The following is a 14,730-nucleotide window of genomic DNA, read 5'->3' as shown; positions in this document are numbered from 1 at the left end:
ACCTATATTATAAAAATTTAATTTTTGAATTATTGACCAACGGTCATTTATGTGTTATACCATACTATAGAAAATGACCATTGGTCAATAATAAATTTCACATTTTTGTTGGTTGGTGGATAAATAATTTCAGAGGAGGAAAAGTTATGAATAAGCTTTCACATTTAATTGTAAAGCTAAGGTATGTAATTCTGATTGTTGCCTTTGCGCTTCTGATACCGTCAGCAATCGGATATTTCAACACCAGGGTTAATTACGATATCCTGACATATTTGCCGGGAGATATTGAGACCATGAAAGGTCAGGATATTCTGCTGGATCAGTTTGGAACCGGTGCTTTTGTTTTGTATGTAGCAGAAGGCATGGATGAGAAGGATGTTTCAAATCTGAAGGCAGAAATAGAAAAAGTCGATCATGTATCAGATGTTATCTGGTATGACTCAGTTATGGATATTTCAGTTCCTATGGAAATGCTCCCTGACAGGGTATATGAAGCCTTTAATAGTGATGATGCCACAATGATGTTTATCATCTTCGACGAGGGAACTTCAGCAGATGGAACAATGCAGGCTATTGAGGATATCAGGAAGGTATCAAACAAGCAGTGCTTTATGAGCGGCATGAGTGCCATAGTTACAGATACCAAGAATATGGCAGAGAAAGAGACACCTATTTATGTAGGTATTGCAGTTCTCCTGGCAGTCATAGTTCTTTCACTAACAATGGATTCTTATCTTATTCCTTTGTTCTTCCTTCTTAGTATAGGAATGGCAATTGTTTACAACATGGGAACGAATGTATTTAAGGGAGAGATTTCTTTTATCACCCAGTCGCTTAGTGCGGTACTACAGCTTGGAGTAACACTTGACTACTCTATTTTCCTCTGGCACAGCTACCAGGAGGAACTTGCAGAAAACAGTGATAAAAAGGATGCGATGGCAAAGGCTATTTCAGCAACCTTTACATCAGTAATCGGTAGTTCAATAACTACAATTGCCGGATTTATAGCACTTTGCTTTATGAGCTTTACACTTGGACTTGACCTTGGCGTTGTAATGGCTAAGGGCGTTGTATTCGGAGTTATAGGCTGTGTAACAATCCTTCCGAGCATGATCCTTGTTTTTGACAATCTAATAGAGAAGACCAAGCATAAGCCTCTTATGCCCGAATTCGTCAAGATACCACAGTTTGTATCCAAACACTATCTGGCATTCTTCTTTGTGTTCCTGGCTCTTTTAGCGCCTGCTATTTATGGTAACAACCACGCAAGTGTTTACTATGACCTTACGCAGACACTTCCTGATTCACTTGAGAGTGTACAGGGTGCCAACAAGGTTGATGAAGAGTTTGATATGAACTCAGCATACATGCTGCTCGTTGACAAGAACCTTGATACAGCACAGATGAATATGATGATCCATGAGCTCAAGAATACAGATGGTATTCTCTCAGTTCTGGGAACGGATTCACTGATGGGACCTTCTTTCCCAAGAGAGTTTATTCCGGAAGATCTTTTATCAGATCTTGAATCTGATCAGTGGAAGATGGTTCTGCTCACAACTGATTACAAGATCGCATCTGATGAGATCAATAACCAGATTGCTACAGTTGACAAGATAGTAAAGAGTTATGATCCACATGCAATGGTTGTAGGTGAGGCACCATGTACCAAGGATCTTATAAATATTACAAACCATGATTTCCAGGTAGTTAATACAGTTTCAATCGGGCTTGTTTTCCTGATCATTGCATTTGTACTTAAATCAGTATCGCTTCCATTCATACTGGTGGCAGTTATCGAGTTTGCTATTTTCGTGAACATGGGACTTCCATATTACACACAGACAACTATTCCTTTCATTTCATCTGTTGTAATCGGAACAATCCAGCTGGGAGCTACAGTTGACTATGCAATCCTCATGACAACAAGATACCTCAATGAGAGAAAGTCCGGACATGACAAGAAAGAAGCTACACTCATAGCTCTTTCAACCAGCATGAAGTCAGTAATTGTAAGTGCGCTTTCATTCTTCGCAGCCACATTCGGTGTAGGACTTATCTCAAGTATTGATATGATTGGCTCTCTCTGTAACCTTATGGCAAGAGGCGCGATCATCAGTATGTTCACTGTAATACTTGTACTTCCTGCAATGTATATGATCTTTGATGGTCTTATCATGAGAACGACTTTTGGTATGAAGGCTGATGAACCAAGGCCTCACAATGGCGGTCATCACTTCCACATACATAAGGTTGCGTAACAGTTAAGTTGGGATGATCACCTGCGAATGATCGCAGAAGAGAATAAATGCACATTGGTAGTGCGGAAAAGAGGAGAGATATGATTAAGAAAAATCTTTTAAGATCAATTTCAGTAATTATGGCATGCATGATGGCTGTTATGACAGTGGCATGCGGTTCTAATACAGTAGCAACAGAAGATACAGCTTCTGCCGTTGAAACAAGGCAGGAGCAGCAGCTTGAGAAGAGCATTGTTGCCGGAGCTCAGGCAGCAGGCTCTCTTGGAGAAGCCGGCAAGGTAGAGACAGTTTATGTTACAGCAGATGCAAGTGGCTCAGTTAACGATGTAATTGTCAGCGAGTGGCTCAAGAATGCGACAGCTTCCTCAGAGCTTACAGATACTACAGAGCTTAAGGATATCGTTAACGTCAAGGGTGATGAGAGCTTCACTGAGAATGGTGATGGAACAGTTACCTGGAATGCAGATGGTTCAGATATCTATTATCAGGGAACTACAGATAAGGAACTTCCTGTAGATATGAAGATCACTTATACTCTTGATGGAAAAGAGATTTCTCCTGCAGATCTTGCAGGAAAGAGCGGAAAGGTAACAATCCGTTTTGAGTATGAGAACAAGGCTAAACAGACAGTTGATGTTGATGGCAAGAATATTGATGTTTACACACCATTTGCTATGGTTTCAGGCATGATGCTTGATTCAGACAAGTTCAGCAATGTTGAGATTTCAAATGGTAAGATCATCTCTGATGGCGGCAACTACATTGTTATGGGTGTAGCTCTTCCAGGGTTAAAAGAGAGTCTTGATATCTCTGATGATAAGTGGGACGAACTTGACGATTCCAAGGAACTACAGGATAAGCTTTCAAATTCTTTCGAAATTACAGCAGATACAACAGATTTTGAACTTGGAATGACAATCACTATGGCAAGTTCTGATATTCTCTCAGACTTTGGAGTATCTGATCTGACAGATTCTGACAAGATTGATGACCTCAAGGATGACATGAATGAGCTTAATGATGGTTCTGACAAGCTTGTGGATGGAGCAGGAGAACTCAAGGACGGAACAGGTAAGCTCTACGATGGAACACAGGAACTCGTAGACGGAACTGGTAAGCTCTATGATGGAACCAAGGATCTTAAGGACGGCACAGGTAAACTTAAGGATGGAACAGGCAAGCTCAAAGATGGTACTGGCAAACTTAAAGACGGCACAACTAAGCTTGCAAATGGAGCAGGAGAGCTTGTAAATGGAGCAGGACAGCTTGCAGAAGGAACAGGAACACTCAAGAACGGAACAAGTCAGTTAAGCACAGGTGCTGGAAGTCTCTATGAAGGTATTGTTGCATATACAGATGGCGTTTCTAAGGTTAATTCAGGAGCAGGAGAGCTTTCTAAGGGCGCAGCTTCTGCAAAAGCCGGATCAGAAGCTCTTTCTACAGGAATAAAGAGTGCTATGGCAGGCGCAGATCAGCTTGCAGCTGGTACTGAGAAGCTTAGCGGCGGCGCAAATATGCTGCAGCAGAAGATTACAGCTATGTCAGAAGCATCAAAAGGAGCATTAGAAAGCTTACAGAATAATAGAGATGCTTATGCAGCAGCATATGCCTATCTTACTACTCCAGGCGTAGGATGTGATGCTACAACTCTTGCTATTTTAAGTAAGTGTTCAAAGGGTAATATAACAGCTGATAATGTAGAAGCTGTTAAGGCAGCAGGGCTTGCATATCTTGGAGGTCAGCAGTCAGGAGAAGTTCATCAGGAAGATAACGGTGCAGAACTTGATCAGGATATTGAGGGCGGCGATATTCCAGCTCCAAATACTGATGAAACAGTTCCTGCAGATAAAGAAAAGACAGATACTGTAGAAACACTTGATGAAAACAAAAAAGAAGAAGTACCTGTAAATACAATTGCTTCAATTCAGGATGATGAAACACCTAAGGCAGATGCTCCAGACAATGCAGATGACACAAACAATGGTGATAACAATAATAACAATGATAACGGTGGTAATCCTGCAACAGGCTATTCTGAGGAACAGGTTAAAGCTATGGTTGACGCTGCAGTAAATGAGGCTCTTGCAAAGGCAGCAGAGGAATATGCAAAACAGGCTGAAATTGCAAAAGAAGCTGCAGAAAAGGAATATGCAGAAAGAGCTGCAGCTGCAAAAGAGGACGCTGAAAAATTGTATGCAGAGAAAGCTGCCGCAGCTACTCAGACTGCAACATATATTACAATTTATATGTCCGCATTCTCAGCTACAAGTGCTGCCGTAGAGACAATGGATCAGGTTCTTGCAAATCTTTCAACAATGGGTATATCAGAGACAGATATGGAGTTGATCAAACAGCTTATTGACGGAGTCAGTGCTGTAGACGCAGGATCCAAGCAGTTACAGGCCGGACTTGGACAGCTTGACGAAGGAGCAACCAGGCTTGATACAGGACTTGGAACTCTTAAGGCAGGTACTGCACAGCTTGCAACTGGCATAGGTACACTGGCTGCAAGCAATGAGAAGTTAAGAAGTGGTGCTAGTCAGCTTAAGAGCGGAGCAGGCCAGCTTGATGATGGCGCAGGCAAGCTCAAAGATGGAGCTAATAAGCTTACTGATGGAACCAAGCAGCTCAAGAGCGGAGCAGATGAACTTAATAGCGGCGCAGGTGAACTTGACAATGGTGCAGGTGAACTTGATAACGGAGCTGGTGAACTCGACAATGGTGCATCAGAACTTATGGATGGTGCCAAGAAGTTAAATGATGGTGCAGGCGAACTTAATGATGGCGCCAAGAAGCTTGATGATGGTGTACAGGAGCTCCTTGATGGAATCTGCAAGTTTGATGAAGAAGGAATCAAGAAGCTCTACGAAGCATTCGATGGAGATCTCACAGAATTTGCTGACAAGATGACTGCAATCCAGGAAGCCGGCAGCAACTACACATCATTCGGCGGTGCCAGCACAGAAGAGAAGAGCAGCGTTAAATTCATCATCAAAACAGAAGGCGTCAAGGCTCAGGACATCTGAGCCTGAGCTAAGCCGATACTTGCTCATAAAGGTTTTTTCGCCACTCAAATCCGGGATTTCATGGCCTTTTAAAAGCACCATAAGAATTCTTCGTTTCAAAACTCGCACTTATGAAGCGCTCTGATGCAGCCAGCTTTCCATTGCGAGTCTGAGATGGCAAATGCGATTTTCTAATGTTTCCATAGCATTTTTTCACGATGCATGCGAAGCTCTGTTTGAAGCAGGACGGCTAGTTGTATTCATGATGAAAATGCCTTATAGCGCGTAGCGCTTACAAAAAGAGAGAACTCAACTTCTTCAAGTTAACTTGTAAGATTGAGTTCTCTCTTTTTGCTTACGCTCGCTGTGCGAGCTAAGGCATTTTCATTAAGCTAATTTACTGTCCGTCCTGCAAGTTTAGCTGAACATGCATCAATAAAAGAAAAAATGCGGAAACATCTAAGAAAATCTGCATTTGTCAGTGACGAGCAAAGGGAAGTGGTGCGAGGAAAGGGCTTCCTAAGTGCTCAGACAAGTTGAAACGAAGCAGAATTCTTATATAGCTTTTAAAGGGCTCATGAAATCTCCGGATTCTCACAAGGACGAAAAAATCCTTTATTGAGCGTCGTGAATGCTTGCTCAGGGATTGTGATGTGCTGAAATGCCCATTGGGTGCGGGCTTTGGGGTTCACAGTTATTTCACAAATTTTTGTGATTTTTCACATTGCTATTAGATGATTAATCAGTTACGATATTAAACGCTAACGTTGTTTGGAGTGAAATTCCTAAATCTATGATTTGGGAGTGTATGAAGTAATTGATGAATTTCTTACATCAGGTCTGAGGGGGACTATATGATGGAGGTAATGTGATATGGGCGAATGGAAACAGGCCTTTGATCGAATCATGGATCAATTATATAATCATCCAGAGGAAATGAGAGCAAGACTTCTTGCTAAATATGAAGTTCCTAATGTTAAGACTGAGGCTCGTCCTCAGACAGCAATTGAAATGCTGCGTAATATGAGATAAATATAACTATAATACAAGGGGCTGTCGCTCTAGATGATAAAATCATCTGGGCGAGGCCCCATTTTTATGCCTTAAATAGTGGATTTGAGAAGTCGGTATCTTTCCTGCTGTCAAAAATAGAGTACTTTAATAAGCCGATGTGCTAATCGGTGCATTGTTGCCTTTTCTGCTTTGAAGTTTCAAAAATTATGAAACCTTTTTTAATTCAAACAGATGCGTTCCTGTTCGCTCAGCAGCAATTTTATGATGCAGCTTATTTATGTCATAGCCGATTGCCAAAAGTATGCTCTGTGTAAGAACATTTTCTTTTCCACGGTACAGATATCTTCTGAAGTTCATGTCTTCTTTCACATTTGCGAAGGATCCTTCTGCCTGGATGCTTCGGTTCATCCTCAGCTGTGTTCCGTAATCACTGGTTATCCGTTCAAGACATTCTGCTCGTTTTTCTTCCATTTTTCTTGAGACAGAAAGCTTTTTATTTCTATCTTCTAATGCGGTCTTACAGTTATTCCCTTTAATGCAATCTTTCTTGTAGGGGCAGTTATTGCAACTACTGCATTCATATATCGTAACTTCACGCTGATATCCGGTTGCTGATTTTTGTGTTCTTTTGGATACTGCAGGGAGCTGTTGACCATTTCTGCATGTGTAGCAGTCTGACTCAGGATCATAGTCCATGTTTTCACGCCTGCTTATGTCATTCCTGAACTTCCTTGTTTTTGAAAGTTCGTAGTTTTGAGGCTTGATGTACGCGGCCTGCTCGTTGGACTCGATGAATATGTAGTTTTCTTCGCTTTCGTATCCTGCATCAGCAACGATGTTTTTATACTTGAATGTAAGATGTGACTCCATGTCTTTCAGAAATGGTATCAATGTAATGGTATCTGTTGGAGCCGGAAAGACATCCAGCCATGTGACATACTCTGAATCCACGCCATGCTGCAGATTGTATGCTGGCTTAAGCTGGCCATTGAGCATGGCATCTTCCTTCATTCTCATGAATGTTGCGTCGGTATCAGTCTTTGAATAACTATTTCTGGTGCCGCATACATAAAGCTTATGGTTGTATTCTTTGAGTTTTTCTATGTATTCTTCAAGAGCTTCCAACGAACGTTGCAACTGAGTTTTCCTTTTGCCAATTCCATGAACGAATTCAATACCTTCATCCTCCTTGAGCTTGTACAGTTTCTTTCTAAGACGCTTAAGGGTATGTAATGATATCTGATCGTTATAGACTACTTTTATTCCATAAAGTTCTTCACATCTGGCGCAGAAAACACATATCTTTTCAGTGAGCTTTATCATGTTTTTGGACACAGCTTTTTTCCATACAAAGGTATACTTGTTGGCTACTGACTCTATCTTTGTTCCATCGATAAAGATGTTTTCGCCTGATATTTCTCCCAGTTCGAGCAGTATGGTCCCTACCTGTGCCATGATCTGCTTAGCGCATTGTGAAAGATGCATTGATATAAATCTTGCTATTGTGGAATGGTCTGGAGCAGGTGCTCCATCCAGAAGGTACATGAAATTGATGTCTCTTTTGCAGGCGGACTCAATATCACGACTTGAATAGATTCTGTTCATTGCTGCATAGATAACAATCTTAAGCATCTGACGCGGTGAAGCCTGGCCTTTTCTGATTCTGTCATAAGTTTTATACAGATCAGAAAGATTCATTTCCTCCACAAATGCACTTAACAGGCGCACCGGATCATCGGATGGGATAGAAATTTCTATGTCGAGCGGAAGTTTGATTTGATGATACAAGGAAGAAACTGTATAATCTCCTTGTAAGATTTTGTTTAGTCGCATAAACATATTTTACAGTAAAAACCAGGCTTTTCGAAGTCTGGTTTTTGCTTTATGTGAAGATATTTACTAGCAGCCCAGCCCCTCAGACATCTGCATGGAAATGTGCAGTTCTCGGACGAGGATGATGATTTTCAAAACGAAGAAAGCATCAAATGCCGATTTCTCTGAGCAACGTCGAAATGAGGCATTTGATGCTTAATGAGTTTTAGAAAATCACACCGCAGACGAAAACAATCATTTCTGTGCGGATGCCTGAGGGGCTGGGCGTTAAAAAGGCTGTCACACTAAATTAGTGCGACAGCCCCTTTTTCAATGCCTTAATTATTCTTTAGATGCTTCTTTAAGTGCAGCTACGATTTCAGCCTCAGTAGTAAGGCTCATGATCTTATCTGCAAGTTCGTCTGCCTCTTTTTTACTCCATTTGGATATTATGCATCTGGCTGTTAATACCAGTACAGGGTTTACTGAGAACTCTGTAAGCCCAAAGGAGATGAGAAGAGGTATCATAAGAGGATCTGCAGCAGCTTCTCCGCACATGCCTACAGGGATACCGGCATTTCTGCCACATTCAATGATGTGCTTGATGGAGCGCAGTACTGATGGCTGGAATGTAGAATATAGATAAGCTACATCAGCATTTCCTCTGTCAACACTCATGGTGTACTGAGTAAGGTCGTTGGTACCGATAGAGAAGAAGTCTGCTTCCTTGGCAAGAATATCTGCTATAAGAGAAGCGGCAGGAGTCTCGATCATACATCCAACTTCTATATCTTTATCGTAATCAATACCGTTTGTATCAAAATCTTTTTTGATGTCAGAGATCATCTCTTTAACTGCGCGAAGCTCTTCCACACAGGTTACAAGAGGAAGCATGATCTTGATCTTACCAAAGGCACTTGCCCTTACTATAGCGCGAAGCTGTAGCATATAGGCCTCTTTATTACCCAGGCAATATCTTACGGCTCTGTAGCCCAAAAATGGGTTTTCTTCCTTCTTCATTCCAAGATATGGGATATCTTTGTCGCCACCGATATCAAGAGTTCTGATGATAACAGGCTTGCCATCCATTGTTACAGCAGCTTCCTTGTAAGCGTTAAACTGTTCTTCCTCTGTTGGAAGATGTCCGCTATCCATGAACAGGAATTCTGAACGGAAAAGACCTATGCCTTCGCCATCACATTCAAGAGCTTTTTTGGCATCCTTGGGAGTTCCGATATTGCAGAAGAGCTCAACGCTTTCACCGTCTGCTGTAAGTGTTTCTTTTCCAAGGAAACCTTTGAGTTCTGACTGCTTGCGGATGAAATCTTCGCGTTTGATCAGATACTTGGATAAAATGTCACCTTCAGGATTTATGTAGACAATGCCTTCAGTTCCGTCAACAATTGCCGTGTCTTTATCTTTGACAAGGGTTGTTACATCAGGAACAGAGAGTACAGCAGGAATTTCAAGTGCTCTTGCAAGTATTGCGGAGTGGGAAGTCTTACCTCCGACCTCTGTAATGATTCCTGCGACGTTCTTGTTGTTGATCTGAGATGTCATTGAAGGTGTGAGATCCTTGGCTACCAGAATAGTGCCGGGCTCAACCTTACTGATATCAATATCCTTTATTCCGAGGAGAATCTTTAACAGGCTGACTTTGATATCGCTGATATCTGAAGCACGCTGCTTCATCATTTCATCATCCATCTGTGAGAACATGCCGATGAACATATCACATACGGCTTCTACAGCGGCTTCTGCACACTGGCCGGCATCAATCATTTTGGTCATTTCACCGGACATTGAGGGATCTGATATCATAACAAGATGGCCTTCAAGGATTTCAGCTTCCTTGGGGCCAATTCTTTTTCTGATATCTTCAGCCTGCTTCATGGTCTCTTCTTTGAATTCATCAACTGCCTTGTTAAAACGTTCTTTTTCAGCAGCAGTATCTTCAATTTTCTTTTTTTCAAAACTAAGATCGTGTTCTGCTATAACGCAAATGCTTCCGATGCCAATACCGCGAGATGCGGCAATTCCTTTGTACATTCTCTTCCTCCAATATATAAAAGTTAACGAGGTGTTCTGTTAACAATCTGTGTAAGTATTAGTGAGAATATAAGTCAGATATAGATAAGACATATCAAATCGATTTGTTTTAAGGAAACATCAGAGATTTGAGATGTCTATCTATATCTGACTAACAGTTAATTAGTCACCAAGTCCGCTCTCTACAAGCTCAACAGCCTTCTTGAGTGCATCTGCTTCATCAGGACCGTCACATACGATTTCAATCTCTGCACCGCACTTAATGCATGCGCTCATGAGCATCATAACGCTCTTGGCATCGTATGTTGTGCCGTTGAATACTACCTTAACATCGCTTGCGAAAGGGGTTACTGTCTGGCAGAAGAGACTAGCCGGACGCATGTGCATACCCTGTTCGTTAGTTACTGTGATTTTCTGTGATACCATTATTGTTATTTCCTTTCTTAAATAAAAAACTTATATATTATCAATTCAAAGTAAAGAACTTCGAAAAGTAACCGAATTAATAACCAAGTGCACAGCCGCTGATAAAGCGGCTGTGCTATGATTAAATATCTTTATATGACTATATATCAGTCCTCAACCTTCTTTTTGAGAAGTCCGAGCATGAGGCAACCTACAACTGATCCAACGAGAAGTGCTACAAGATACATTCCTACGTTACCAACTACAGGGAATACGAAGATTCCGCCGTGAGGAGCCATAAGTGTGCACTTAAATACCATTGAAAGAGCGCCGGCAACACCTGAACCAACCATGAGAGATGGGATTACTCTAAGAGGATCAGCAGCTGCAAATGGGATTGCACCCTCAGTGATGAAGCAAAGACCCATGATAAAGTTAACAGGACCGGACTTTCTCTCAGCTGGAGTGAACTTGTTCTTGAATACAAGAGTTGCAAGTGCGATAGCGATAGGAGGTACCATTCCGCCTACCATAACTGCAGCCATGATCATGTAACCTGTCTCATTCTGGCTTGCAAGAGCAGCAGTACCGAATACGTATGCAGCCTTGTTAAGAGGACCACCCATATCTGTAGCCATCATAGCTCCAAGAAGAATACCAAGAACAACGATTGATCCAGTTCCCATTCCTTCAAGGATTCCTGTGATCCAGGCATTAAGAGCACCAACAACAGGGTTGATAGCACACATTACAAGACCGATCACCAGTATTCCGCAGAGAGGATAGATGAGAACCGGCTTGATTCCTTCAAGAGCCTGTGGAAGCTTGTCACAGATCTTTTCCAGGAAAAGAACTATGTAACCTGCTGCAAAACCTGCTACAAGAGCTCCAAGGAAAGCTGAAGGGATGTTTCCGCCGGGAGCTGCGAAAGTAGCACCTGTGCTGGCAAGGGCGCCGCCTACGAAACCAACTGCAAGACCTGGACGGTCAGCAATACTCTGTGCTATGAATCCGGCAAGGATTGGAAGCATAAATCCGAATGCTACGCCGCCGATTGTCTTAAACCATGCAGCAACAGGTGTGTTAGAACCAAAGTTGCTAGGATCGATTGAGTAATCATCAAGAAGGAAAGCAATAGCGATCAGGATACCACCACCAATAACGAATGGAAGCATATGTGAAACGCCATTCATGAGGTGCTTGTAAAACTGTCTTCCGATAGATTCATTAGAAGTATCAGCAGTCTTTGTAACTGCACCTGTGTGCTTGTAAACGGTTGTTTCTCCGTCTACAGCTTTCTTAATAAGGTTCTCAGGGTTGTGAATAGCTTCTTTTGTGGAAGTGATGATAACTTCTTTTCCGTCGAATCTGCCCATCTCGATGTTCTTGTCACATGCGATGATAATAGCGTCTGCATCAGCAATTTCTGCTGCTGTGAGAACGTCCTTGGCACCGGCTGAACCATCTTTTTCTACCTTGATTGCAAGACCCATTTCTTTGGCCTTGAGTTCAAGAGCTTCAGCAGCCATGAATGTATGAGCGATACCTGTAGGACATGCTGTAACGCCGAGAAGCTTTTTGGGAGCAGCACTTGGAGCTGCAGCAGCCTTCTTGGCAGCTTCTTCCTTGTCCTTCTCAGCCTCTTTGGCATCGATGATAGAAAGAAACTCATCAGGAGTCTTAGCATCAAGAAGCTTAGCAGCAAATGACTGATCCATTAAAAGTGTCATAAGCTTGGATAATACTTCAAGATGAGTATCTGCTGCTGTATCAGGAGCAGCAATCATGAATAAGAGTTTACTTGGATTGCCGTCAAGAGATTTGTAGTCGATGCCTGCAGGAATTGTAATAGCTGACAGGCCAGGATTTGCTACTGCAAATGACTTTGCATGTGGAACTGCTATACCCATTCCGATAGCTGTAGAACCTTTTTCTTCTCTTGCAAGGATTGCCTTCTTGAAGGCAGATACATTGTTCAGGTTACCAACCTTTTCATGCAGCTCGATAAGAGCATCGATAGCAGCATTCTGGTCAGCAGCTGAGACATTAAGGCTAATACTGTCTTTTTTTAGTAAATCTGTGATTTTCATAGTCCCTCCTTTGCGGGATTTCCCCATAGTACTTATACCTTTTGATTTTTATATAAAGAGTTTTCTGGAAATAAACTCATCTATATCTGAATATGATCTGGAATTCTTATGAATTCTACAGTTGGATGATCAAAGCTTGGAATAGAGTTCTCTGATCGCTTCACCTGTTGCAAGGTCATCTGAGAAAGCGGTAGCACTTCCTGCGGCTGTTCCCATCTTGAGAGCTTCAGCATAGTCGTGCTTTTGCATATAGCCTGCAACGAAACCTGCAACCATGGAGTCACCGGCACCAACTGAGTTTCTGACCTGTCCCTTTGGAACTCCGACTCTGTGCTTCTCACCGGTTTCTGTTATGAGCATTGCACCGTCGCCAGCCATAGAGATCAGAACGTTTCTGGCGCCCATTTCCTGAAGCTTCTTGGCATGAGCTTCGATTTCTTCATCAGTCTTAAGTACTGTTCCGAACATCTCACCAAGCTCATGATTGTTAGGCTTGATCAGGAATGGATGATATTTGAGCACGTTTTTGAGAAGGTCCTTGGTTGCGTCTACAACGGTATTGATTTGTCTGTCTGAGAGTTTCTCGAGAATCTTCTCATAAATGTCGCTTGGAAGTGAGTTTGGAATACTTCCTGCAAGGATGATCGTGTCGCCGTCCTGTAAAGCTTCCAGCTGTTTAAAGAGCTTGTCGATAGCATCCTGTGGAATCTTAGGCCCCTGAGCATTTATCTCAGTCTCAGCTGCGCCCTTGATCTTGACATTTATCCTGGAGATTCCTTCGGGCAGTTCGATAAAATCAGCCTTGATTCCTTTTTGGTTAACGCTTTCGGCAATGGCTTTTCCTGTAAATCCGGCTACAAAGCCGAGAGCAGTGTTCTCAATTCCCAGATTCTGAAGGATTGTGGAAACGTTAATTCCTTTTCCTCCAAAGTAGCATTCCTCTGAATCTGAGCGATTAGTCATTCCCGGGAGAAGTTCTGCTCCCATTCGAACAACGTAATCAATAGCAGGATTAAAGGTAATTGTGTAGATCATTTTTTCTCCTCATTGACATTCTTGATAATGGTTTTACTGCTGTAATTCTTGGAAACATCACTGTCAGTAATGATGCAGCAGTTAGGTATCTCGGCAAAGGTTACTGAACTCACCTTGCCAAATTTAGTGTGGTCAGCAAGTATGTAAGATACATAAGCGTGCTTGACTGCTTCCTGCTTGACCAGCGCTTCATCCACATCAGGAGTAGTGTAGCCTGCGTGGAGTGAAATCCCGTTTGTGCCCATGAAAGCTTTGGTGAAGTGATACTTGCTGATCCCTTCAATACAGTCGGGACCGATGATGGCTTCCGTTGTAGGTTTACATCTGCCACCGATGATCATTGTGTTAAGTCCCTTCTCTAAAAGCTTCTTGGCGTGAACGATTCCGTTTGTGATGTACTTGGCCTTGGTATTGGTGATGTACTTGATCATCTCAAGGGTAGTGGTACCGGAATCTATATATACGAAATCATCATCATGGATAAGAGATGCAGCGTACTTACTGATTGCTTCCTTTTCCTCTATGTTAAGTGAAGACTTGGCAGATACGCTTGGCTCGAAGGTATTCACATCCGTATCTGAAATAGATGTGGCGCCTCCAAATACCTTGATGATCCTCTTTTCGTCGTGCAGACTGGTAAGATCTCTTCTGATCGTGGCTGCCGAAGCTCCGAATTCTTCCATAAGTTCAGCAACTGTTACTGCGTTTTTTTCATTTATATATGAAACTATTAAGTCCTGACGTTCTTTTGTGAGCATCTTAATTCCCCCGTTGTCATAGAAAAAGATATATCTCTTTTACCAATCTAAGAGCATGATAACATTATATGAGCTCATAATCAATCAAAAATAATCACAAACAATCAGGAACCGAATTGTGAAAAATCACAAAACTTCACTAAATAATCAAAAGTAATCAGTAAGTAATCATAAAAGAATTAACGAAAGTATAAAAAAACAATAAAGCTTTATCTGTAAAGCGTAAACATTCTTTACAAGCAGGCGACTAAAATATTAAAATATGATTAGAGTTTTTCTACTATATAGCCTTAGGAGGTGC

General features: G+C 41.9%; 9 protein-coding genes. 3 read left to right on the top strand and 6 right to left on the bottom strand.

Annotated elements, in window-relative coordinates; all coding sequences use genetic code 11:
- Window positions 1-146 precede the first annotated feature (146 nt).
- From BPR_RS10680 to BPR_RS20745, 3 genes are all read left to right on the top strand, one after another.
- The gene (locus BPR_RS10680; RefSeq protein ID WP_042256944.1) at window positions 147-2,261 is read left to right on the top strand and encodes an efflux RND transporter permease subunit; all 2,115 of its coding nucleotides are present in this window, start codon (window positions 147-149) and stop codon (window positions 2,259-2,261) included.
- Between the two features lie 80 nt (window positions 2,262-2,341).
- Window positions 2,342-5,287 carry a hypothetical protein gene (locus BPR_RS19855; RefSeq protein WP_167531163.1) on the top strand — a complete coding sequence of 982 codons (2,946 nt, stop codon included), beginning with the start codon at window positions 2,342-2,344 and terminating at the stop codon, window positions 5,285-5,287.
- Window positions 5,288-6,139: 852 nt separating this feature from the next.
- Window positions 6,140-6,298 (top strand): hypothetical protein, encoded by a 159-nt coding sequence (locus BPR_RS20745; protein WP_013281495.1) that lies wholly within the window; start codon window positions 6,140-6,142, stop codon window positions 6,296-6,298.
- 186 nt (window positions 6,299-6,484) lie between these two features.
- Here the strand turns inward: BPR_RS20745 and BPR_RS10670 are convergent, their stop codons facing one another.
- The 6 genes from BPR_RS10670 to BPR_RS10645 form a co-directional block, all read right to left on the bottom strand.
- Window positions 6,485-8,113, bottom strand: a complete 1,629-nt coding sequence (locus BPR_RS10670; RefSeq protein ID WP_042257919.1) for an IS1182 family transposase — start codon at window positions 8,111-8,113, stop codon at window positions 6,485-6,487.
- A 321-nt stretch (window positions 8,114-8,434) separates the two neighbouring features.
- Window positions 8,435-10,141: a phosphoenolpyruvate--protein phosphotransferase gene (gene ptsP, locus BPR_RS10665; RefSeq protein WP_013281493.1), complete on the bottom strand. Its 1,707-nt coding sequence runs from the start codon at window positions 10,139-10,141 to the stop codon at window positions 8,435-8,437.
- Between the two features lie 162 nt (window positions 10,142-10,303).
- Window positions 10,304-10,567, bottom strand: a complete 264-nt coding sequence (locus BPR_RS10660) for an HPr family phosphocarrier protein (protein WP_013281492.1) — start codon at window positions 10,565-10,567, stop codon at window positions 10,304-10,306.
- Window positions 10,568-10,713: 146 nt separating this feature from the next.
- Window positions 10,714-12,636 carry a PTS fructose transporter subunit IIABC gene (locus BPR_RS10655; protein WP_042256942.1) on the bottom strand — a complete coding sequence of 641 codons (1,923 nt, stop codon included), beginning with the start codon at window positions 12,634-12,636 and terminating at the stop codon, window positions 10,714-10,716.
- Between the two features lie 129 nt (window positions 12,637-12,765).
- The gene (pfkB, locus tag BPR_RS10650; RefSeq protein ID WP_013281490.1) at window positions 12,766-13,671 is read right to left on the bottom strand and encodes a 1-phosphofructokinase; all 906 of its coding nucleotides are present in this window, start codon (window positions 13,669-13,671) and stop codon (window positions 12,766-12,768) included.
- Complete coding sequence (locus BPR_RS10645; RefSeq protein WP_013281489.1) at window positions 13,668-14,429, bottom strand: DeoR/GlpR family DNA-binding transcription regulator; 762 nt, start codon at window positions 14,427-14,429, stop codon at window positions 13,668-13,670. The genes pfkB and BPR_RS10645 overlap by 4 nt, the downstream gene beginning before the upstream one ends.
- Window positions 14,430-14,730 lie beyond the last annotated feature (301 nt).

The organism is Butyrivibrio proteoclasticus B316 (assembly GCF_000145035.1).
GTDB classification, from domain to species: Bacteria; Bacillota; Clostridia; order Lachnospirales; family Lachnospiraceae; genus Butyrivibrio; species Butyrivibrio proteoclasticus.
This window is presented reverse-complemented; position numbering and strand designations above follow the sequence as displayed.

What these genes read in the sequence shown, in the direction of transcription:
- ptsP (WP_013281493.1), bottom strand. Translation starts at nt 10,141, where the DNA reads ATGTACAAAGGAATTGCCGCATCTCGCGGTATTGGCATCGGAAGCATT.
- BPR_RS10680 (WP_042256944.1), top strand. Translation starts at nt 147, where the DNA reads ATGAATAAGCTTTCACATTTAATTGTAAAGCTAAGGTATGTAATTCTG.
- BPR_RS10645 (WP_013281489.1), bottom strand. Translation starts at nt 14,429, where the DNA reads ATGCTCACAAAAGAACGTCAGGACTTAATAGTTTCATATATAAATGAA.
- BPR_RS20745 (WP_013281495.1), top strand. Translation starts at nt 6,140, where the DNA reads ATGGGCGAATGGAAACAGGCCTTTGATCGAATCATGGATCAATTATAT.
- BPR_RS10655 (WP_042256942.1), bottom strand. Translation starts at nt 12,636, where the DNA reads ATGAAAATCACAGATTTACTAAAAAAAGACAGTATTAGCCTTAATGTC.
- BPR_RS10660 (WP_013281492.1), bottom strand. Translation starts at nt 10,567, where the DNA reads ATGGTATCACAGAAAATCACAGTAACTAACGAACAGGGTATGCACATG.
- BPR_RS10670 (WP_042257919.1), bottom strand. Translation starts at nt 8,113, where the DNA reads ATGCGACTAAACAAAATCTTACAAGGAGATTATACAGTTTCTTCCTTG.
- BPR_RS19855 (WP_167531163.1), top strand. Translation starts at nt 2,342, where the DNA reads ATGATTAAGAAAAATCTTTTAAGATCAATTTCAGTAATTATGGCATGC.
- pfkB (WP_013281490.1), bottom strand. Translation starts at nt 13,671, where the DNA reads ATGATCTACACAATTACCTTTAATCCTGCTATTGATTACGTTGTTCGA.